General features: G+C 46.3%; 19 protein-coding genes, 1 rRNA gene, 1 pseudogene and 1 riboswitch. Of the genes and pseudogenes, 3 read left to right on the top strand and 18 right to left on the bottom strand.

Annotated features, from left to right (window positions below; translation table 11 throughout):
- Window positions 1-120: 120 nt before the first annotated feature.
- The 3 genes from DFR59_RS19410 to DFR59_RS19400 all read right to left on the bottom strand — a co-directional run bounded on the left by DFR59_RS19410 (window position 121) and on the right by DFR59_RS19400 (window position 3343).
- A complete protein-coding gene (locus DFR59_RS19410; RefSeq protein WP_114747323.1) occupies window positions 121-429 on the bottom strand; it encodes a YerC/YecD family TrpR-related protein in 309 nt (102 codons plus the stop codon).
- Between the two features lie 24 nt (window positions 430-453).
- Complete coding sequence (locus DFR59_RS19405; RefSeq protein WP_114747322.1) at window positions 454-1521, bottom strand: DUF3048 domain-containing protein; 1068 nt, start codon at window positions 1519-1521, stop codon at window positions 454-456.
- Between the two features lie 76 nt (window positions 1522-1597).
- Complete coding sequence (locus DFR59_RS19400) at window positions 1598-3343, bottom strand: adenine deaminase C-terminal domain-containing protein (RefSeq protein ID WP_114747321.1); 1746 nt, start codon at window positions 3341-3343, stop codon at window positions 1598-1600.
- 135 nt (window positions 3344-3478) lie between these two features.
- Here DFR59_RS19400 and DFR59_RS20450 point away from each other — a divergent pair.
- Both DFR59_RS20450 and DFR59_RS20560 read left to right on the top strand, forming a co-directional pair.
- A pseudogene (locus DFR59_RS20450) lies at window positions 3479-3676 on the top strand (YgaP family membrane protein); the annotation flags it as partial.
- A 411-nt stretch (window positions 3677-4087) separates the two neighbouring features.
- Entirely contained in the window at window positions 4088-4201 is a 114-nt protein-coding gene (locus DFR59_RS20560; protein ID WP_342768325.1) for an EYxxD motif small membrane protein, read from the top strand.
- Here DFR59_RS20560 and purD read toward each other — a convergent pair.
- The 14 genes from purD to DFR59_RS19325 form a co-directional block, all read right to left on the bottom strand.
- Complete coding sequence (gene purD, locus DFR59_RS19390) at window positions 4179-5447, bottom strand: phosphoribosylamine--glycine ligase (RefSeq protein ID WP_114747319.1); 1269 nt, start codon at window positions 5445-5447, stop codon at window positions 4179-4181. The genes DFR59_RS20560 and purD overlap by 23 nt on opposite strands.
- A gap of 19 nt (window positions 5448-5466) precedes the next feature.
- Entirely contained in the window at window positions 5467-6999 is a 1533-nt protein-coding gene (purH, locus tag DFR59_RS19385) for a bifunctional phosphoribosylaminoimidazolecarboxamide formyltransferase/IMP cyclohydrolase (RefSeq protein WP_114747318.1), read from the bottom strand.
- A gap of 37 nt (window positions 7000-7036) precedes the next feature.
- Window positions 7037-7636 (bottom strand): phosphoribosylglycinamide formyltransferase, encoded by a 600-nt coding sequence (purN, locus tag DFR59_RS19380; protein ID WP_114747317.1) that lies wholly within the window; start codon window positions 7634-7636, stop codon window positions 7037-7039.
- Window positions 7637-7764: 128 nt separating this feature from the next.
- A complete protein-coding gene (gene purM, locus DFR59_RS19375; protein WP_114747316.1) occupies window positions 7765-8790 on the bottom strand; it encodes a phosphoribosylformylglycinamidine cyclo-ligase in 1026 nt (341 codons plus the stop codon).
- A gap of 14 nt (window positions 8791-8804) precedes the next feature.
- Entirely contained in the window at window positions 8805-10226 is a 1422-nt protein-coding gene (gene purF, locus DFR59_RS19370) for an amidophosphoribosyltransferase (protein WP_114747315.1), read from the bottom strand.
- Window positions 10211-12433 carry a phosphoribosylformylglycinamidine synthase subunit PurL gene (gene purL, locus DFR59_RS19365; protein WP_114747314.1) on the bottom strand — a complete coding sequence of 741 codons (2223 nt, stop codon included), beginning with the start codon at window positions 12431-12433 and terminating at the stop codon, window positions 10211-10213. Before purL ends, purF begins: the two co-directional genes overlap by 16 nt.
- Window positions 12417-13103: a phosphoribosylformylglycinamidine synthase subunit PurQ gene (gene purQ / locus DFR59_RS19360; RefSeq protein WP_114747313.1), complete on the bottom strand. Its 687-nt coding sequence runs from the start codon at window positions 13101-13103 to the stop codon at window positions 12417-12419. Before purQ ends, purL begins: the two co-directional genes overlap by 17 nt.
- On the bottom strand, window positions 13100-13354 hold the full coding sequence (gene purS, locus DFR59_RS19355; RefSeq protein ID WP_114747312.1) for a phosphoribosylformylglycinamidine synthase subunit PurS: 255 nt from the start codon (window positions 13352-13354) through the stop codon (window positions 13100-13102). The genes purQ and purS overlap by 4 nt, the downstream gene beginning before the upstream one ends.
- Entirely contained in the window at window positions 13347-14069 is a 723-nt protein-coding gene (gene purC / locus DFR59_RS19350; RefSeq protein ID WP_114747311.1) for a phosphoribosylaminoimidazolesuccinocarboxamide synthase, read from the bottom strand. The genes purS and purC overlap by 8 nt, the downstream gene beginning before the upstream one ends.
- Before the next feature lie 115 nt (window positions 14070-14184).
- Window positions 14185-15477, bottom strand: coding sequence for an adenylosuccinate lyase (gene purB / locus DFR59_RS19345; protein ID WP_114747310.1), 1293 nt, complete (start codon window positions 15475-15477; stop codon window positions 14185-14187).
- A 17-nt stretch (window positions 15478-15494) separates the two neighbouring features.
- Window positions 15495-16631 (bottom strand): 5-(carboxyamino)imidazole ribonucleotide synthase, encoded by a 1137-nt coding sequence (gene purK, locus DFR59_RS19340; protein ID WP_114747309.1) that lies wholly within the window; start codon window positions 16629-16631, stop codon window positions 15495-15497.
- Complete coding sequence (gene purE, locus DFR59_RS19335; protein WP_114747308.1) at window positions 16624-17112, bottom strand: 5-(carboxyamino)imidazole ribonucleotide mutase; 489 nt, start codon at window positions 17110-17112, stop codon at window positions 16624-16626. The genes purK and purE overlap by 8 nt, the downstream gene beginning before the upstream one ends.
- A gap of 127 nt (window positions 17113-17239) precedes the next feature.
- Window positions 17240-17341, bottom strand: a riboswitch (purine riboswitch).
- Between the two features lie 79 nt (window positions 17342-17420).
- Window positions 17421-17618, bottom strand: coding sequence for an NETI motif-containing protein (locus DFR59_RS19330; RefSeq protein ID WP_114747307.1), 198 nt, complete (start codon window positions 17616-17618; stop codon window positions 17421-17423).
- Window positions 17615-18157: a DUF2179 domain-containing protein gene (locus DFR59_RS19325; RefSeq protein WP_114747306.1), complete on the bottom strand. Its 543-nt coding sequence runs from the start codon at window positions 18155-18157 to the stop codon at window positions 17615-17617. The genes DFR59_RS19330 and DFR59_RS19325 overlap by 4 nt, the downstream gene beginning before the upstream one ends.
- 265 nt (window positions 18158-18422) lie before the next feature.
- Here DFR59_RS19325 and DFR59_RS19320 point away from each other — a divergent pair, with 265 nt between their 5' ends.
- Window positions 18423-19226 carry a class I SAM-dependent methyltransferase gene (locus DFR59_RS19320; RefSeq protein ID WP_114747305.1) on the top strand — a complete coding sequence of 268 codons (804 nt, stop codon included), beginning with the start codon at window positions 18423-18425 and terminating at the stop codon, window positions 19224-19226.
- A gap of 1041 nt (window positions 19227-20267) precedes the next feature.
- Here the strand turns inward: DFR59_RS19320 and rrf are convergent.
- Window positions 20268-20352, bottom strand: a 5S ribosomal RNA gene (rrf, locus tag DFR59_RS19305); the annotation flags it as partial.

The raw sequence follows: 20352 nt of genomic DNA, 5'->3' as shown, positions 1-20352 counted from the left end.
AAAAGCGCAAGCGGCTTGGTCAGCCCCGACCTGCATAAGACTTATTTAAAGTTATCCATAATTTACATTTATATAAATTCCTATAAAAAAGAAAAAACCGCGGATGGCCGCGGCATTCCATTACTCTTCAGTTTCTTCTTCTTCCTTCAAACGGTCCAATACCATCAAGTAGGCATCGTTGCCGTAGTTCAGACAGCGCTTCACTCTGGAAATCGTCGCCGTGCTTGCGCCTGTCTCCGTTTCGATCTTATGGTAGGTCTTTCCTTCTCTCAGCATCCTTGCCACTTCAAGCCGCTGTGCCAGCGATTGAATTTCGTTCACGGTAGCAAGATCATCAAAAAACAGATAGCATTCTTCGAGAGTTTTAAGAGAAAGAACCGCATTGAACAATTGATCCAGTTCCTTGCCTCTTAGTTTTTCGATTTGCATAATCTATGTCTCCTTTAGTTGAATCTATTCATTTTTAAACGATACCATATTGTCCATTCCCGGTGAGGCAGGGACAAAATTGATCCACGTTTTTCCTTGAACAAATTTTAGTGGTTCACCGTTTTCATATGGGAGTATCCGTCCATCAACGTTTTGCCATTGGACCTTTTTGACCATGCCTTTCTGAAGCAGATAAGCATTCCCTCCCGAAGTTAAGTTAATATCACGGCGGCCCTTATTGTCAACTACCTTATGGTCCGTTTCCACAATAAAAATATTATCCAGCTGAACCGGCTCTTTCGTATCGAGATCGGCCGTCAGCTCTCCATCTGAGTAGCGCATATATTTCTTCTTTGCCTTATCATATTCATACATGACATGAAAGGCATTCCCGTGAGAATAAGTGATCATGACCTCTTTTGCAGGGTCGCCAGTCAGCTTATCTGCTTCCTTCCCGGTCATGAATGGCAGCGGGTCAGGAAGCTGATTCATGTCATAGCCAAGCTTGTCGGCACCCTTTTCAATATTGGCAAATGTAATGTAAGAATTATGCGGAGCTTTCCTGAAGCTTGCCCGCTTGAACAGTGTTCCGTCATACTGAATTCCATTGATATTATCGATATATCCTGACTTGAGCATTTTCAACGCCTCTGGGCTGTAGCCGTGGGCGATATACAGACTGTCATATCCCTTGGCCAGTTCAATGAAGTAATCCCTTGCACTTCTGACAGGACCGACTTTCTCCGGGAGTTCGCTTTGGAAGATGGATAGGAATCTTGTAATATCCCCTTCAGCGAGAAGTTCATAGGTTACATCCGCTTTTTGAAGTCCTGATTGAGGACGTGCAGCAGGGAAATTATTGATCATCACTGCCACAGCACGTTTTCCAGGCTCTTCATTTGTCCCGATCCCCGTCAAAGGAAAATGATACGCATATTCTTCTTTCTCTTCACTCTTTCCATGATCGCTTTGGTTCTCTTTATTTTGATCGACCGTCTGCGTTTTTTTACTTGTTGTAGGCTCTGATTTACTGCTGCAGCCGGAAAGAGAAATGGCAGCGGCAGCCGCCAAATACAACACTTTTTTCCACATTTCTCTTTTTCCCCCTATACCCCTTTTCCTTTCACATTCGACATCAAGTCCGGAAATCCTTTAACCATTTACTATTTTAACGCATTATCGTTGGAAACAATACTGTTTTCTTCATGACATCATACATGCCTTTTTGTGTGATCCGTAAATAGGGAAGATGGGTGGAAGAAAAGAAAAGCAATGAATAAACCGGGTCCCCAAATCGGTAGCCTCTCTCTTTCAACTCCCTTTTCAGCCCTTTTTCTTCTTCTATTAATTCTTCCATTCGTTTGTCTGACATTGTGCCCGCCAGCTTCAGAGGAATCTCCTGTACAATCCCGCCATCTTCTGCCAACACAATGGCTCCTCCGAGTTCTTTCATTCGGTCAAATGCCAGCATCATGTCTTTTTTATTTTTGCCGATTAACAAAATGTCCCCCGTATTGGAGAAGGATGAGGCAAAGCCGCTCACTCGATTGGCAAACCCTTTGACCAATGTGTTGATTCTCCACTTTCCATTTCGGTCCAGCAGCATGAGGAAGCTCTCATCATGATCCATCGGGAGTTTTTCTGTGGATGCATCCAATGTGACTGAATAGGGCTTGGTGATGACATCATTGATCATTTCGATTCCGAACGGCATGGAAAATTGAAGATCTTCCATTTCTAAGTCCCAATCCATTTTCATCGGGGAAAGTCCGTGATCTTCCCATTTGATGTTTACATCATCCCGCATCACTTCGCGGCCATCTTTTTTGATCCATGTCCCTTTGGATAAAATGGAATGCGGAAGCGGATTGAATTCGTCATCCAGAAAATTAATGTTGGCTATCCTGCCTGCTGCGATCATTCCATGCAGATGTTCAAAATGGTAATATTTCGCCACGTTAAAGGATGCCATCTGGTAGGCGTCAACAGGCGGAATCCCGGACTCAATCGCCATCTTGATCGTATTGTCCAAAACACCATCTTCATAAAAGCCCGGAGTGGATCCATCCGTGTTGAACATCATGGATTCATATTGATCGATGCCCATCTCTCTCATTTCTTTTAAAAGAACCGGAAGATCCGGCCTGATGGATGAATGCCTCAAGGAAACCATCATCCCCTGCATCAAACGGGACAACACTTCTTTTCCATTCATGGCTTCGTGGTCGCAGTCTGCACCAAGCAAAGTCATTTTCGCCAATGTTTTCTCAGATGCCCCAGGGAAGTGCCCTTCAATTTTCTTGTTGAGCTTTTTCATTTCCTGGATCCAGTGAAGCATCAAATCGTCTCCAGCAAGAAGCCGCGGCCAAGCAGTGAGTTCACCGCCCTGCACAACGTCATCTCGCTCAATCCATGCTTTCACTTCTCCATTAGAAAAGACGGTTTCTTCATCGAGAAGTTCTGTCTGGGAATCGAACCGGCACCACCAATACATTGTCACCGGCAATTTTTTCAACTCATCCAACAAAGAAAACGCTTTCAATTCTCCTCCCAATAAAACAAGCATGAGATTGTCATTTATAAAGGTCGTCGTTCCTGTTTGGGATGCATACCGGGTAAAACTTTGGGGATTATATAATTGAAATGGATGGACATGAGGTTCAATATAACCGGGCACTAAGGTACTGCCGGCACAATCGACGATTTCGCATTCGTTCGTTGATTCCGGTAAATTCTCCCCGACATAGACAATTCGGTCCTCATACACCCAAATGTTCCCCGTCAGCCATTTCTTGAGTACAGAATGCAGATAGCGTGCATTTTTCAAAAGGAGTGTAGGTGATTTTTCTCCATTCAGCACGGATACATGTTCTCTGATTTGTTTGTTTTTCCATCGATATCGCTGTCCGTTCATTTGATCAATCCTCCCTAAGGAGATGTTTTTTGTCCACTGTTTTTGCTATTGGATATTATCCTAACATATTTTTTTATTTAACGCACTAAAGAGTCGAAATAAAATTTTTAAAAATTCTGTGAAGGAGTGCTTTCAATGAATTTAAAACAAAATATCGGTATTGCCAATGCATTAATCAGAATCACAATCGGGTTGACTGTTGTAGCTTTTTCAACGGCTAAGCTTACCCGCCGTCCTTGGAAAAATTCCTACTTGCTGCTAGCTATGCTTGGAGCCATGAAAGTGGGCGAAGGAATCTTGCGCTACTGCCCTATCACTGCAATGTTTGAAAATGGCAGCATGGGATCATTTATGGGAAAAGGCGAAGGCAAGGATGCCGGCTACCGTTCTCAGGGGCATGACGGCCAGCAGCAAAACCAGAAGCATGAAAGTTCACATGCAGGAGGAGGCGCAGGTTCTTCCATGGGTCCTGGATTGGATGCAGTCATGAAATCGTTCCAAAATGAACTGGGAGAGGACGCTCCAAAAGTTTCCCGCTCAAATCAGCAAGGCGAGTCCCAGGATGAATTCAGTCCTGAAGTAGAAGCGGTCGTCAAATCTTTCGAGAAAAAAGTGGATGAATCTGTTTCTAAAAATGGAAATGGCGGGCAGCCAAACCATTGATATTGAAGGCAAATGGCGGCCCCTGTAATGGATGGCCGCCATACTTTTTTATAAAAATTTATTGTAGAGGAATGATCCTAAATGTTTATGGAATATTTTACTGATATGTCATTTGTATTGATTGCACTGATCGGCGGTATTGTCGCTATTTCGTACGTGTATGTGAAAAGGGCTAGAGGACGGCGCGCTCGATAGCCTTCTTCCCGATATCCGTTCTATAGAAGAAATGTGGAGAGTGGAGTTTCTTCATTTCTCCATATACTTGATGGACGGCTTGATCGATTGTCTGTCCCTTTGAAGCAACGAGGAGAACACGTCCTCCATCCGAAACAAGCTTTCCTTCCCGCTGCTTTGTCCCGGCATGATATACCATACACTCCTTGCTGATTTCGTTTAAATCAGGGAGTTCTTTGTTTTTACTGTAATCCCCCGGATATCCTTGTGAAGCAAAAACAACACCAACTGCTGCCTCATTGCTCCATTGCAGATCAAAATCCGCACCTTTAAGGACTGCCAGGATTACCTCGATTAAATCAGAATCAAGCCTCGGGAGCACAACCTGTGTTTCGGGGTCTCCAAAACGGGCGTTAAACTCAATGACCTTCGGGCCGTCTGCTGTCCGAATCAAGCCTGCATATAAAATTCCGCAAAAGCTTTTCCCTTCCTGCACCATTGCTCTTGCAGCCGGTTTTAGGATTTCCTGCAACGCATTTTCAACGGCGGCTTTTGGGATGTGTGGAACTGGGGAATATGCACCCATTCCGCCGGTATTAGGGCCCTGGTCATCATCGAATGCCCGCTTATGGTCCTGCGCAATGGCCATCGGATAGACTTTTTCCCCGTTCACAAAAGCCATATAAGAGAATTCCTCTCCGTCAAGAAACTCTTCTATCACCACTTTTGCCGATGCATCTCCATACCGTTCATCAATCATCATATCTTTCAATGCTGCCAACGCTTCTTCCATTGTCTGCGCTACAACGACGCCTTTTCCCGCAGCGAGCCCGTCCGCTTTTAAAACGATTGGAGCACCCATTTGCTGTAGAAAGGACTTTGCTTCTTCGTAGTTTTCAAAAGTGCCGTATGCTGCTGTCGGGATTTGATATTTTTTCATCAGGTCTTTAGCGAAGGATTTGCTCCCTTCGATAACAGCTGCCGCTTTTCTTGGCCCGAAAATCGAGAGTCCTTCTGCTTCAAATGCATCCACAATCCCTGCCATCAACGGGTTTTCCGGCCCCACAATCGTCAAGCCGATGTTCTTTTCCTTGGCAAACTGAAGGAGCGAATTCTGATTCATTTCATTGATATCCACCAGTTCCGCTGCTTCACCGATCCCGGAGTTGCCCGGGGCACAGTAAAGCTTCGTCAGGCGGGGGCTTTCACTTAGCTTTTGGCAGATGGCATGCTCCCTGCCGCCTCGTCCAATCACCAACACATTCATCCTGCGTGCACCTCCACTTTTAATGTTTAAAGTGTCTGATTCCGGTCATAATCATGGCTATGCCGTATTCGTTTGCTTTTTTAATGGAATCTTCATCACGGATGGATCCACCCGGCTGAATGATGGCTGTAATCCCTGCTTTTGCCGCTGCTTCCACCGTATCATCCATCGGGAAGAATGCGTCAGACGCCAGCACAGCACCTTTCGCTTTTTCACCAGCTTGTTCAAGGGCGATTTTAGCAGCACCCACACGGTTCATCTGGCCAGCTCCCACTCCTAGCGTCATATCTTTATCAGCTACGACAATTGCGTTGGATTTCACATGCTTCACGACTTTCCATGCAAGCTCCAATGCTTCCATTTCTCCAGCAGTCGGCGTACGATCTGTTGCAACCTTCACATCCGCATCAGCCAGGCTGAAGGAATCAAGGTCTTGAACAAGCAAGCCGCCTTCAACGGAAGTGAGCATTTTTTCGACTCCTCCTTGATGATCGAACGGTACAGTCAACAGACGGATATTTTTCTTCGCTGTCAAAATGTCCAACGCCTCATCAGAGAAAGCAGGAGCAATGACAATTTCAAGGAAGATTTCATGAAGACGAGTTGCTGTCGCTCCATCCACTGCACGATTGAATGCGACAATTCCACCGAAAATGGAGACGGGATCTGCGGCAAAGGCCTTACTGAAGGCATCCTCAACAGTCGCCCCTGTTCCAACTCCGCATGGATTCATATGTTTGACCGCTACAGCAGCAGGTTCATTGAACTCTTTGACAATCTGCAGGGCAGCATCAGCATCGTGAATGTTATTATAGGATAATTCTTTTCCGTGAAGCTGGCGTGCTTTGGCGATGGAAAAGTTTGAGCCCAGGCGCTTTTCATAGAAAGCTGCTTTTTGATGAGGATTTTCTCCGTAGCGCAGGGGCTGCTTCAATTCATACGTAAACGTCACTTGCTCCGGAAGTTCTTCCCCAGCCTGCTCCGTCAAATATTCAGCAATGAAAGAATCATAGGCTGCCGTGTGGCGGAATACCTTTGCAGACAGCTTCTGGCGGGTCTTCAAGGTAGTTTCCCCATTCACATTCAGCTCTGCAAGCACTGCATCATAATCTACGGCATCCACAATCACCGTAACTGTTTCAAAATTTTTCGCAGCAGAGCGCAGCATGGAAGGACCGCCGATATCAATATTTTCAATGGCATCTTCAAATGCTACATTCGGATTGGCGATCGTTTGCTGGAATGGATATAAATTAACGCAGACAAGATCGATCGGCTTGATGTTCTGGCTTTCAATCTGTTCTTTATGCGCCGGATTAGAAAGCTTGGCAAGAAGTCCTCCATGAATGGATGGATGAAGCGTCTTGACTCGGCCATCGAGAATTTCAGGAAAACCTGTGACCTCTTCTACACCCGTAACAGGTATGCCATTTTCTTCGAACACTCTTTTCGTTCCGCCTGTCGAGAGAATTTCATACCCCAATTTCACTAGGCTTTCCGCAAATTCAATGATGCCGCTTTTATCTGAAACACTGATTAATGCTCTCTTCATCTATTTCCACTCCTTCAATATCCATTAATATCTTTTATCACATTACAGTACTACCATGATAAAACATTTTGCCGGATCCTTCAAAAATTTGCTGCAGCGTCTTTGGATATAATTGATGCTCTACTTCGTGAATCTTCGCAGCAATGTCCTTCTCCGTCTCCCCGTCGTTGATTTCAACCGCTTGCTGAGCAATAATCGGACCCGTGTCCATCCCCGCATCAACATAATGGATAGTAGCACCTGTCACTTTGACTCCAGCCTCAACAGCCTGTCCGATGGCATCCTTTCCTGGAAATGCCGGAAGCAAGGATGGATGGATATTGACGATCCGCTTTTCATAAGCAGATAACAGGACGTTCCCAATCAGCCTCATGTACCCTGCCAAAGCGATAAATTCAACTCCACAGCTCTTCAGCTTCTCAAGTATTTCCTGCTCGTATTCTTCTTTGCCTGAATAATCCTTTGCGGAAAATGAAAAGACCGGGACCCCTGCTGCGGCAGCCCTTTCCATGACAAATGCGCCCGGCTTATCGCAGACCAGCAAATCGACCGTTGCCTGCAAAGTTCCCTTTTCAACCGCATCCACGATCGATTGAAAGTTGCTTCCATTGCCAGAAGCGAAGATTGCCAACTTCATGCTGCTGAGCCTCCTGTTTAGTGAGATTCGTTTTTATTTGACCGATAATCTATATAATTTGACTGAAATACCCCTTAAGTTGACCGTAATCTATAAACTACCCCAGATCCCCATCCGGTTTAGCCGAATTATCGAAAATTAACTCCTGTCCCGTCGACCACACGCCCGATTTCATACGCATCTTCGCCTTGATCACTAAGACAATCCAAGATTTCCCCTGCATTCTCTCTTGGAACAGCCATAATAAATCCAATGCCCATGTTAAAAATGTTGAACATTTCTTCCCGATCCAAATTTCCGTCCTGCTCAAGTGCGTTAAATACAGGAAGAATCGGCCATGAATCTAACTTGATTTCTGCACCAAGGCCTTCCGGCAGCATGCGAGGGATGTTTTCGATAAAGCCCCCGCCTGTGATATGCGCCATTCCATGAACCGGGTATTGCTTCAACACAGACAACACCGGCTTCACATAGATTTTGGTCGGCTCAAGCAGTTCTTGCGCCAGGCTCTTTTCAAGACCGGATACTTTTTGATCAAAACTGAAGCTGTTTTGTTCAAAGAAGATCTTCCTGACAAGTGAATAGCCGTTGCTGTGAATTCCGCTTGATGCAAGTCCGATCAGTATGTCGCCGGATTGAATGGCCTCACCTGTGACGATTTGGCTCTTTTCACAAGCCCCGACGGTAAAACCAGCGAGGTCATATTCGTCCTCTGCATACATCCCAGGCATTTCCGCTGTTTCTCCGCCGATCAGCGCACAGCCTGCCTGCTCGCATCCGTCTGCAATGCCTTTAACGACAGCCTCCAATTTTTCGGGTACAGCTTTTCCGCAAGCGATGTAATCCAGGAAGTAAAGCGGTTCTGCTCCTTGTGCCACAATGTCATTCACGCACATAGCCACACAATCGATCCCGATCGTATCATGCTTATCAGCCATGAAAGCGAGCTTCAGCTTCGTGCCCACTCCATCTGTCCCAGAGATGAGCACAGGCTCCTTAAGTCCGAGGGCAGATAGGTCGAACATTCCGCCGAATCCCCCGATGGCCCCCATGACTCCCAGTCTGTTCGTTCTTGCCACATGCTTTTTGATTCTCTCCACTGTCTCGTAGCCAGCATCAATATCTACGCCCGCTTGACGGTATGCATTTGCCATAGTCGGTTCCTCCCTTATCGAACAAGTTCTTTTTCGTGCGGCAATAATGTGTCAGGGTAGATTTCAGTCGGATATTTCCCCGTAAAGCATGCCATGCACTGGCCGCATGTTTCGCCTTCTTCTTTCCGTCCGATGCCTGCGATCGTTCCCTCCACACTAAGGAATGTCAATGAATCAGCCCCGATGATGTCCCTTATCTGTTCGACGCTGTGGGCAGACGCAATCAATTCTTCATGGGTGGACGTATCGATTCCGTAGTAGCAAGGATTCTTGATCGGCGGTGAACTGATGCAGACATGAACTTCCTTCGCACCAGCAGCCTTCAGCATGGATACGATCCGCCTGCTTGTCGTTCCCCTTACGATGGAATCATCGACCATGATGACCCGCTTCCCTTCAACGACGCCCCTTACCGGGGAAAGCTTCATTTTCACGCCTTGCTCCCTCAGCGCTTGAGACGGCTGAATGAACGTTCTTCCTACGTATCGATTCTTGATCAGTCCAAGTTCATACGGAATCCCTGATGCTTCCGCGTATCCGATCGCTGCAGAGATGCTCGAATCCGGAACGCCCGTCACAACATCCGCTTCAATCTGTGTTTCCATCGCAAGCCTCTTCCCGAGATTTTTGCGTGCTGTATGGATGTTGATTCCGTGGATATTGCTGTCCGGACGGGAGAAATAAATGTATTCCATCGTACAGATTGCTTTTTGAGTTGAAAACGTGAATGGCTCCGATTGAATCCCTTCATCACTCAAGGTGATCAGCTCGCCTGGCTGAACATCACGGATGAATTCAGCGCCCACTACGTCAAATGCGCACGTTTCCGATGCCACACAATAAGCATCCCCAATCATGCCGATAGATAGCGGCCTGAGCCCATTCGGATCAAGTGCAATCATCAATTCCGTCTCTGTCATCACTAAAAAGGCATAGGCTCCCTTCAGCATGGAAAGGGCATTCTTGACCCGCTCTTTCATTGAAATATAGCCGCTTCGCTTGATTAAATGCGCGAGGACCTCTGTATCAGAGCTGGTCTGAAAAATGCTTCCCTGTCTTTCGAGCTGGTGTTTCAATGCATTCGCATTGACCAGGTTTCCGTTGTGGGCAAGCGCGAGGCCGCCTTCCTGGGAGTTGAAAAGAAGGGGCTGCACGTTTTCATATCCGCCGCCGCCTGCTGTCGCATAGCGCACATGGCCGATGGCCGCATGCCCATTTAATTCATCGAGTTTATCCTGCTTGAATACTTCCGTGACAAGGCCTTCCCCTTTCAGCCCTTGCAGCGCATGGCCGTCAGAGACGACAATCCCTGTCCCTTCCTGTCCGCGGTGCTGAAGGCTGTGCAAACCGTAATAGGTCAGCTGTGCTGCCTTTTCATGTCCCCAAACGCCGAATATCCCGCACTCTTCGTTTAATCCTTTTAGTTCAGCAAGCATGAGATCGCTCCTCTCCAAGCATTCTCTAATTCTCCTACTTCACAATCCACCAGGGATTCCCCTTGTGCTGATTGGATGACCAATTTTTCTGTATCCGTCACTGCTCCGATTTGAATGGCATCCTGGACGATTTCTTCAAAGCGGGATTTATTCTCCTGTTTCACAGAAACGATGAAACGTGACTGCGTTTCACTGAATAGAGCAGACACAGCCATTCCGGAAAGCTGCACATCGGCGCCCAATCCGCTTGTGCCAAAAAGTGATTCCGAGACGGCCACCGCCACGCCGCCTTCCGCTACATCATGCGCAGACTGGATGACTCCTGAACGGATGGCTTCCAACAATTGATTCTGCCTTGTTTGCTCAACTTTCAAGTCAATCGCCGGTGCTTTTCCATAAATTTTGCCCTTCACCATTTTCTGAAGTTCACTTCCACCGAAATCATCACCGGTTTGGCCAATGACATAAATCGCATCGCCTGCATTTTTGAAATGCTGCGTAGTGATATGGTCTAAATCCTCTACAAGCCCTACCATGCCGACAACCGGCGTCGGGTAGACCGCTGTTCCATTCGTCTCGTTATATAAAGAGACGTTTCCACTGATGACTGGTGTTTGCAGAAGACGGCAGGCATCGCTCATTCCGTCGACTGCTTTTTCAAGCTGCCAGAAAATTTCCGGCTTCTCCGGGTTTCCGAAGTTCAAGCAATCTGTGATCGCCAACGGCTCACCACCGGAGCAGACAATGTTCCTTGCAGCTTCTGCGACAGCAATCTTTCCTCCCATTTCAGGATCCAAATAGAGATATCTTGAGTTGCAGTCTGTCGTCATCGCCAATGCTTTGCGCGTCCCGCGGATCCTTACTACCGCTGCATCCGACCCCGGAGCGACCACGGTACTTGTACGGACCTGGTAGTCATATTGCCCGTAGACCCATTCCTTGCTCGCAATCGTTGGCTGTTTCAATAGGTCCTTCAGTGTTTCCTCGTAATCTTCTACACTTGGAACCTCGTTCTCCATGTTTTGAAAATCACGGTAATATTGCGGCACGATCGATGGCTTATTATATACCGGCGCCTCTTCTGCCAATGCATCTGCAGGAACGTCTGCCACAATCTCTCCCTTGTGAATGAGGCGGAGCATCTTATCTTCCGTCACTTTTCCGATCGCTACTGCTTCTAGATCGTATTTGGCCACGATTTCGCGGATTTCATCTTCACGGCCCTTTTCCACGACGACAAGCATCCGTTCCTGGGATTCTGACAGCATCATTTCATAAGCGGTCATCCCTGTCTCTCGCTGCGGGACTAAATCGAGATTCATTTCAATTCCAGATCCCGCTTTGCTTGCCATTTCAGCGGATGAACTCGTCAACCCGGCTGCACCCATATCCTGAATTCCGACAAGGGCATCACATTTAACAAGTTCCAAGCAGGCTTCCAATAACAGCTTTTCCATAAAAGGATCTCCGACTTGGACAGCCGGGCGCTTCTCTTCGGATTTTTCGCTTAATTCCTCTGATGCGAAAGTTGCTCCATGGATGCCGTCGCGGCCTGTTTTCGCCCCGATGTACATGACTGTATTTCCGATTCCTTTTGCCTGCCCTTTTTGAATGTCTTGATGATCGATGATGCCAACACACATAGCATTCACCAATGGATTTCCCTCGTATGTCGGGTCAAATTGAATCTCCCCTCCGACAGTCGGGATACCGATGCAGTTTCCATATCCGGCAATGCCTGCTACGACTTCTTTAAATAAATACTTAACGCGATCAGAATCCAATTCTCCAAAGCGTAGAGAGTTGAGGAGTGCAACAGGTCTTGCCCCCATCGAGAATACATCCCGTATGATGCCTCCGACACCCGTCGCCGCGCCTTGGTAAGGTTCGATGGCAGATGGATGGTTATGGCTTTCAATTTTGAAAACAACTGCCTGGCTGTCTCCGATGTCAACGATACCCGCTCCTTCTCCGGGACCTTGAAGCACCTTATCCCCTGTGACAGGGAACTTTTTCAGGACCGGCTTAGAGTTTTTATAGCTGCAGTGTTCAGACCACATGACCGAAAATAACCCTGTTTCGGTATAATTCGGCGTCCTTCCCAGGATCTTTTCTACCATTAAAAATTCTTCTTCAGACAATCCCATTTCTTTATAGATTTTCTGTTCCTTTATTTGAATTGGACTTGGCTCAAGCATTAATGACATTTGATTCCCTCCAGTGATGGACTATTGATTTAAATAATTTTAATCCGTCTGAACTCCCAAGCATTGAATCGACTGCTCTTTCAGGGTGGGGCATCATTCCCAATACGTTTCCTTTTTCATTCATGATTCCGGCGATATCAGCGATGCTTCCATTCGGGTTGCTTCCTGCGTAAGTGAAAACAATGCGGTTGTTTTCTTTCAACTCTGCAAGCGTCTGTTCGTCGCAATAGTAGTTTCCTTCCCCGTGTGCAACCGGGATCGTGATTGTTTCCCCAACTTCATAAGCAGAAGTGAACATCGTATGAGGTGCTTCCACTTTCAGCTGAACAGGGCGGCAAATGAACTGAAGGCTTTCGTTTCTACGCATCGCACCTGGAAGGAGCCCTGATTCAAGCAGGATCTGAAACCCATTGCAGACGCCTAAGATCGGCTTTCCTGCCTCTGCCGCTTTCTTGATTTCCTTCATCACATTGGAGAATCGGGCAATGGCGCCGGAGCGAAGATAGTCTCCGTATGAGAAGCCCCCCGGAAGGAGGATCCCGTCAAAGCCTTCGAGGCTGTCTGCGTCATGCCAGACATATTCAACCTCTTCACCCAACTCATCTTTTATCGCATGGTACATGTCGATATCGCAATTCGATCCTGGGAAAACGATCACGGCGAACTTCATTGTGCCACACACTCCTCTATCTCATAGCGGAAGTCCTCGATGACCGTATTGGCCAACAGGCGGCTGCACATTTCCTTCACCTGTGCTTCCACATCTTTTTCCGATTTCTCGATAGTCAGTTCCATGTATTTACCGATGCGGACATCGCTTACTTCTTTATAAGACATGCTGTGAAGCGACTGCTTTACTGCGTTTCCCTGCGGATCTAATACACTCTCTCTTAATGTTACGTAGACTTTTACTTTATACATGGGCTGATTCTCCTCTCAATCGGTTCAAAATAGTTTGGTAGGCATCTGTCAAGTTCCCCAAGTCGCGGCGGAACACATCTTTATCCATCTTTTCATTCGTTTCCAAATCCCAAAGCCTGCACGTATCAGGGGAAATTTCGTCAGCCAGGAGGATTTCTCCATCTTGGTCCTTTCCGAATTCCAATTTAAAATCGATCAGCTTCACACCGCAGGACAAGAATAATTCTTGAAGAAAAACATTAATCTCCAAAGCTGTCTTTTTCAAAAACTCGATTTCTTCTAAACTCGCAGCTTTTAAAATTTGGATGTGGTCTTCGTTGATCAATGGATCTCCAAGCGCGTCATCCTTGTAGTAGAATTCGACGATCGGCTTTTCAAACACAATCCCTTCCGGCAATCCAAGCCTCTTTGAAAGGCTTCCTGCAAGTACGTTCCGGACCACTACTTCCAATGGAATGATCGAAACGCGCTTTACGAGCTGTTCCGTATCGGAAAGCTTCTCAATGAAATGACTGTCGATCCCTTTTTCCTTCAGTTTGGCAAAAATAAAACTGGAAATCTCGTTGTTCAAAACGCTTTTCCCATTGATTTCGGCCTTTTTTTCTCCATTGAAGGCTGTTGCTGAATCCTTATACTGGATCCATACGGTTTCTTCTTGATCGGTTGCATAAATTTTCTTAGCCTTTCCTTCGTAAAGCAGGTCTCGTTTTTCCATAAATAACGCCCTCCATATCAGGAAAATTGGGAATATTGCGAATAAAATTGATGAAAAAAGAGGCAAAGCGGTCCACTTTACCTCCTATGAAATTGGCTATTGCCTTTTTGCTTTCTTACAGTCCGATGCGGTCGAAGATGGTATCGACATGCTTCAAATGATAGTTATAGTCGAAGCAGTCCTCTATTTCAGCAGGCGACAGTTTCGACGTGATCACTTCATCTGCCTCGATCAGCTGGCGGAAAGGAACTTGCTGTTCCCAAGCCTCCATCGCTTTCGGCTGGACGGTATCATACGCTTCTTCGCGGGCCATCCCTTTATCGATCAACGCAAGCAGGACGCGCTGCGAGTAGATCAAACCAAGGGTGCGGTCCATATTGCGCTTCATATTTTCAGGGAATACCGTCAAATTCTTCACGATATTGCCGAAGCGGTTGAGCATATAATTCAGTGCGATTGTTGCGTCAGGCAAGATGATTCTTTCAGCAGATGAATGAGAGATATCCCTTTCATGCCATAGTGGAACATTCTCATAAGCCGTCATCATGTAGCCTCTGATCACGCGGGCAAGCCCAGTCATATTCTCAGACCCGATTGGGTTTCGCTTATGCGGCATAGCAGATGAACCTTTCTGTCCTTTCGCGAAGAACTCTTCCACTTCACGTGTTTCACTTTTTTGCAGTCCGCGGATTTCAACTGCGAATTTTTCAATAGACGTCGCAATCAATGCGAGTGTACTCATGTAATGCGCATGGCGGTCGCGCTGCAGCGTCTGTGTGGAAACCGGCGCAGGCTTAAGTCCAAGCTTTTCACATACATACTGCTCAACAAATGGTTTGATGTTGGCGTATGTCCCGACAGCACCGGAGATTTTCCCGAACTCGATGCCTTCCGCTGCCTGCTTGAAGCGCTCCAGGTTCCGCTTCATCTCTTCGTACCAAAGGGCAAGCTTCAATCCGAATGTCGTCGGCTCTGCATGAACACCGTGCGTCCGGCCCATCATGACCGTATGCTTATGTTCGATGGCTTTGTTTTTTAAAATTTCTACAAATCGCTCTAAGTCATTCAGCAAAATGTTGTTCGCCTGTTTCACAAGGTAGGAAAGTGCTGTATCCACTACATCAGTGGAAGTCAGTCCGTAGTGGACCCATTTGCGCTCTTCCCCAAGCGTTTCAGAAACGGCGCGTGTGAATGCTACGACATCGTGGCGGGTCTCTTCTTCGATTTCCTTGATTCGATCCACGTTAAAAGATGCATTTTCTCTGATCTTTTTCACATCTTCCTTCGGGATATCACCGAGTTCTGCCCAAGCTTCGCAAGCTAAAATTTCTACTTCGAGCCATGCGTTGAATCTATTTTCTTCTGTCCATATCGCACCCATTTCAGGTCTTGTATAACGTTCGATCATAATGCGATTCCTCCGTTCTATTCGGCAGCTTCTGTCCAAACCGGGTTTTGGTTAAGTTGTGCAAGCGACTCCTCCAGGCTTTCCGTCAAAATGGTGACATGCCCCATTTTGCGCAGAGGCTTCGGCTCCCCTTTCCCATAAAGGTGGATGGACCATTCCGGCTGCTTTAAAAATTCTTCATTTACTTTATCGAGATGCTTTCCTAATAGGTTGACCATTACAGATGGTTTCAATAACTTCGGGTTTGAAAGCGGCCAGTTGCACACCGCCCTTATATGCTGTCCGAACTGTGAGATGCTGCACGCTTCGATGGAATAGTGCCCTGAATTGTGCGGCCGTGGCGCCAATTCATTGACGAGCACCTCTCCTTCCTGAGTAACGAACATTTCAATGGCAAGCGTCCCGACAAGTTCAAGATATTCCACAACCTTAGTGGCGGTGGATATTGCCTTCTGCTCAATCAAGCTGTCCACCCTCGCCGGTACGATCGTCTGGTGAAGGATATTTTGTTTGTGGATATTCTCCCCAATTGGGAAAAAGGCTGTTTCCCCACTCGGGTTCCTGACGGCGATCACGGACACTTCCTTCTCAAACGGCACCCAGCTTTCAAGTACACATGGTCCGTGGTCCAAAAGCGCCGATGCCTCATTAATATCATCCACGCCCTTTAAGACATACTGGCCTTTTCCATCATAACCCCCGCGGGAAGTCTTCAACACTGAAGGAAATCCGATTTTCCTGACTGCTTCAAAAAGTTCTTCAGGGGATCGAACAACCGCATAAGGTGCCACTTCTACACCGGACTCAACCAGCGCCGCTTTCTCCAAAATCCTGTCCTGCGTAATCTTGATGAGTTCTGCCCCCTGGGGAACATAAGCATTCTTTGAAAGGTCCTTCAGTGCTTCATAATCTATATTCTCAAATTCATATGTAACCACATCGCAGCATCTGCCGAGCGTCCGAAGCGCGATTTCATCATCGTAGTCCGCTTTTAAATGATGGTCTGCAGATTGGGCAGCCGGGCAGTCATCAGCAGGATCCAATACAGCAATTCGAAATCCGGCTTCTTTAGCAGCAAGGGCCATCATTCTGCCTAATTGCCCTCCCCCGATAATTCCGATGGTCGATCCTGGCATAATAACACGTTTATCCAAGCTGATCACCACTTTCCATTACTTGTCGTCTGGTCTCCTGCCTTCTTTGTTCCAGCCTGTCTGCAATCCCTTCGTCTTCGATGGAAAGGATCTGTCCTGCAAGCAGCCCCGCATTGACAGCCCCTGCTTTTCCAATGGCTGTAGCGGCTACCGGCACTCCCCCGGGCATCTGGACAATCGACAGAAGAGAATCAAGTCCGTTCAATGCTTTTGATTGAACCGGAACCCCGATGACAGGCAGCGTGGTCTTTGCTGCAACCATCCCCGGCAAGTGGGCTGCACCGCCAGCACCTGCAATGATGACTTTCAATCCTCTGCTTCTAGCTTCCTCTGCATATTCAAACATTAAATCTGGCGTCCGATGGGCCGAAACAACTTTTTTCTCAAATGGAATATTGAGTTCTTCCAGTACATCGCATGCATGCTTCATCGTTTCCCAGTCCGAAACACTTCCCATGATGACTCCAACAAGTGGTTTCATATTCAACGCCTCCATTTTTTAACAAATAAAAAACCCCAGATACACTTCTCCACTATGAGAGAAAGAAGAATCTGGGGATAAATAAAGGGTTAAATGACGCATGGGAATACCCTCTTGATTATTATCCAAAAGGTCAACTCTCCCTCATAGTCCAGTCATTTACGGTAACCGGGTAGAAACTTGCAGGCCATATCCCCGCGATTATATGAGGTTCTATTAAGCTATCTATACCCTTATATTAACGAAGGGCTTTCAAGATGTCAACAAAATTCGAACAATAAAACTTCAAACAAACCGAATGTTCGTGTTTAGACCAACAATTTCCCTTCAAACACAATCTTTTGTCCTGCAGGAACATAATTCACCTGGCCATTTTCCTTTACTTCTTTGAACACAGGCTTTTCCATCCGGCGTACTGGCATGTAGCCTTCTTTTTTCATCCGGTCCAAGCAGTCCCCAATCGTTTCCGTTTCCTGAACTTCAAACACTTTTTTCGAATTACTCATGTCTGCAGCTTCCCTCTCTTTACCGCCTTCACCCAGAAGCCGCCATAAATGGTCTTCGGTTCATAGGCAATAATAAATGCTTTCGGGTCCAAATCCTTAATCGTATGATATAACTGCAGCTCATGACGTCTTGGCGTCAAAATCTGCAGAGCCATCCGCTCCCCTTCCAGGCCATTCGCAGCCCAGTTCGTCACGCCATATCCCTTTTCCCTCAATGTCTTCGGCAAATCCTTATCATACTCTTTCGTAATGACATTGACAGTAATATAGCCAAGAGCAAGCTTCTCTTCAATCTTCATTCCAACGATGACCCCGATTCCGTAGCCCACTGCATAGGCAATCAAATTCTGGATCTGATTTAAATTATCGAGGACCAGGCCAAGGCCGACCACATAAATGACCACCTCGATCATACTGACAAAAGCAGCGATATACCGGTATCCCTTAAGCGTCAGAATCATTCTGATCGTAAAAAATGATACATAAACAATATTAATAATTAAAATAATCGCAACCATGACAAAGCTGTTATCAAGCACTCTTCTTCCTCCTTTCAACGCTGAACAAATCATCTTGTATGGAACAAGCTGTCATTTGCCACTCTAATACGAACCATTGTACACCAAAATTCGACATGGTTCACATCCAAATTATTGTCTATTATTGGTTTTTACTATTATGAGGGTTTTCAAACATTGTATTTTGGTTTTGCGGGGTTGGGATTTTGGCATCGATAGCTAACCATAAAGGAATAATCTTCTAATTTGTCGAATAGTAGATAAAACAATTGCGAGGAGCCATGTGATGAATACTATTATCAGCTACTATAACCAATTCGATGAATGGGGGCGTTTGGATCGGGAACCAATCGAATTTCAGGTCAATTGGCATTTTATAAAAAAATACCTTCCCACCTCAGGTGAAGTATTAGACAACGGCGCCGGACCAGGAAAATACTCGATCAAACTAGCGCAAGACGGGTACCAGATGACTCTTTCCGACTTGACCCCAAGCCTGGTAGACAAGGCTAAACAAAAAGCTGAAGAGTTTCAGCTTCTCAACAACTTCTCTGGCTTCCATTCCCTTGATGCCCGTTGGCTCGAGCCTTTAAAATCAGAAACATTTGATGCATCCCTAATGCTTGGCCCGATGTACCATCTTCAAGAAGAATCAGATCGGAAAGCTGCCATCAGCGAGCTCCATCGCGTCACCAAGAAAAATGGACTGGTGTTCGTAGCATTTATGCCGCGGATCAAACATATTTTCAACTCCTTAATGAGGCCGGATGTTTGGCCCCCAAACAACGAAATGGATGTCATCAATCATTTCGCCGAAACGGGTGTCTTTAACCATCAGGATGAAGGAAGATTTACCGGAGCCTACTACTTCAACATAGATGAAATTGAACCGTTTATGGAAGAGAACGGATTCGAAACCTTGGAGCTGATCGGCTCAAATATCGCCTCCATCCTTACTCAGGATGAACTAAATTATTGGAAAGAAAAAGGAGAATACGATAAATTGATACAGCTATTGATAGAGCAGGCTGGGAATCCATACACTTTAGGGGTATCTTCTCATTTGCTTTATATTGGGCGGAAGAAATAATAGAGAAATTAGAATGGAAAATGATTGAGGGGTCTAGGACCGCAGCTTATTGGGCTGCGGTTTTTACATTATTGATTGATTCCTTTTTTTGATTTTGCCGAATACCCCAGGGGATAGCATGGCAAATTTAAGGGTTTTGGGTTTTGGGTTTGGTGGCGTCGACTGAGCGCTCAATCGAGATGTTCATGGGGGCAAAAATGAGGGCTGGCGCATAAGAAAGGGATTTAGGCGCATAAACCTTACTGGCCGGCGCAAAGGAAGGGTGGTTCCGCGCATAAGGGAGCCTGAATGGTTCATAGACAGGCCTTTCTCGCGCATAGAACAATTAGCGCGGGCGAATTCCCGATGATTTCCCCCGTTTTTCACTTCATTTGTTCCCTTTCAGGATGATTTTGCCTCTTTATTATCGATAAAAGGACAATTTGAATCATTTATTAATTCAGATCCGCTATTTCAGGGTTCATTTTTCTTATTCTTTTGATCTTGCCGAATATCCCAGGCGGCAGCCTGGCAAATTGAAAGGTTTTGGTCTTTGAAGCTTTGACTGAGCGCTCAATCGGCTCTTGCGACAACCCATATTGGAGCCGAAATGGCCACTCGCGCATTAGAAGGGGGTTTTGACGCATAGCCCTCTCTGGCCGGCGCATAAGCAAGGTGTTTTCGCGCATAGGCAACGTGATTTGAATCATAAGCAGGTATTTTTGGCGCATAGAGGCTAGCCAGTGGGGAAATTCCCGGTGTTTTCCCCCTATTATTACTCCATTTGTTCAGGTTCAATATAAATTCACCCATCTATTACTCAGTTAAAGACAAATTTGAAGCATTTTAAAGTCCAATTTGGCTCCTTGGAGATGATTTTCTCCTGTTCTCTTGATCTTTTGCCGAATATCCAGGCGATAGCCTGGCAAATTGAATGGTTTTGTTCTTTGATTCCCTGACTGAGCGCTCGCACGGCTAAAAATCTCTACCTTACACGCTTCTTCTTCATATCCCCTCCAGAAAACACAAAAAAAGCAGCCTCTCAGCTGCTTTTTCTTCATTGCCCGGCGACGTCCTACTCTTGCAGGGGGAAACCCCCAACTACCATTGGCGCTGAAGAGCTTAACTTCCGTGTTCGGTATGGGAA

Origin of the sequence: Falsibacillus pallidus (genome assembly GCF_003350505.1) — a bacterium.
Taxonomy (GTDB): domain Bacteria; phylum Bacillota; class Bacilli; order Bacillales; family DSM-25281; genus Falsibacillus; species Falsibacillus pallidus.
The sequence above is the reverse complement of the archived record's forward strand: the minus strand, read 5'-3'. Positions and strand labels throughout refer to the sequence as shown.

Coding starts and splice junctions, on each gene's coding strand:
- DFR59_RS19410 (WP_114747323.1), bottom strand. CDS start 429: ATGCAAATCGAAAAACTAAGAGGCAAGGAACTGGATCAATTGTTCAAT.
- DFR59_RS19405 (WP_114747322.1), bottom strand. CDS start 1,521: ATGTGGAAAAAAGTGTTGTATTTGGCGGCTGCCGCTGCCATTTCTCTT.
- DFR59_RS19400 (WP_114747321.1), bottom strand. CDS start 3,343: ATGAACGGACAGCGATATCGATGGAAAAACAAACAAATCAGAGAACAT.
- DFR59_RS20560 (WP_342768325.1), top strand. CDS start 4,088: ATGTTTATGGAATATTTTACTGATATGTCATTTGTATTGATTGCACTG.
- purD (WP_114747319.1), bottom strand. CDS start 5,447: ATGAATGTGTTGGTGATTGGACGAGGCGGCAGGGAGCATGCCATCTGC.
- purH (WP_114747318.1), bottom strand. CDS start 6,999: ATGAAGAGAGCATTAATCAGTGTTTCAGATAAAAGCGGCATCATTGAA.
- purN (WP_114747317.1), bottom strand. CDS start 7,636: ATGAAGTTGGCAATCTTCGCTTCTGGCAATGGAAGCAACTTTCAATCG.
- purM (WP_114747316.1), bottom strand. CDS start 8,790: ATGGCAAATGCATACCGTCAAGCGGGCGTAGATATTGATGCTGGCTAC.
- purF (WP_114747315.1), bottom strand. CDS start 10,226: ATGCTTGCTGAACTAAAAGGATTAAACGAAGAGTGCGGGATATTCGGC.
- purL (WP_114747314.1), bottom strand. CDS start 12,433: ATGTCATTAATGCTTGAGCCAAGTCCAATTCAAATAAAGGAACAGAAA.
- purQ (WP_114747313.1), bottom strand. CDS start 13,103: ATGAAGTTCGCCGTGATCGTTTTCCCAGGATCGAATTGCGATATCGAC.
- purS (WP_114747312.1), bottom strand. CDS start 13,354: ATGTATAAAGTAAAAGTCTACGTAACATTAAGAGAGAGTGTATTAGAT.
- purC (WP_114747311.1), bottom strand. CDS start 14,069: ATGGAAAAACGAGACCTGCTTTACGAAGGAAAGGCTAAGAAAATTTAT.
- purB (WP_114747310.1), bottom strand. CDS start 15,477: ATGATCGAACGTTATACAAGACCTGAAATGGGTGCGATATGGACAGAA.
- purE (WP_114747308.1), bottom strand. CDS start 17,112: ATGAAACCACTTGTTGGAGTCATCATGGGAAGTGTTTCGGACTGGGAA.
- DFR59_RS19330 (WP_114747307.1), bottom strand. CDS start 17,618: ATGAGTAATTCGAAAAAAGTGTTTGAAGTTCAGGAAACGGAAACGATT.
- DFR59_RS19320 (WP_114747305.1), top strand. CDS start 18,423: ATGAATACTATTATCAGCTACTATAACCAATTCGATGAATGGGGGCGT.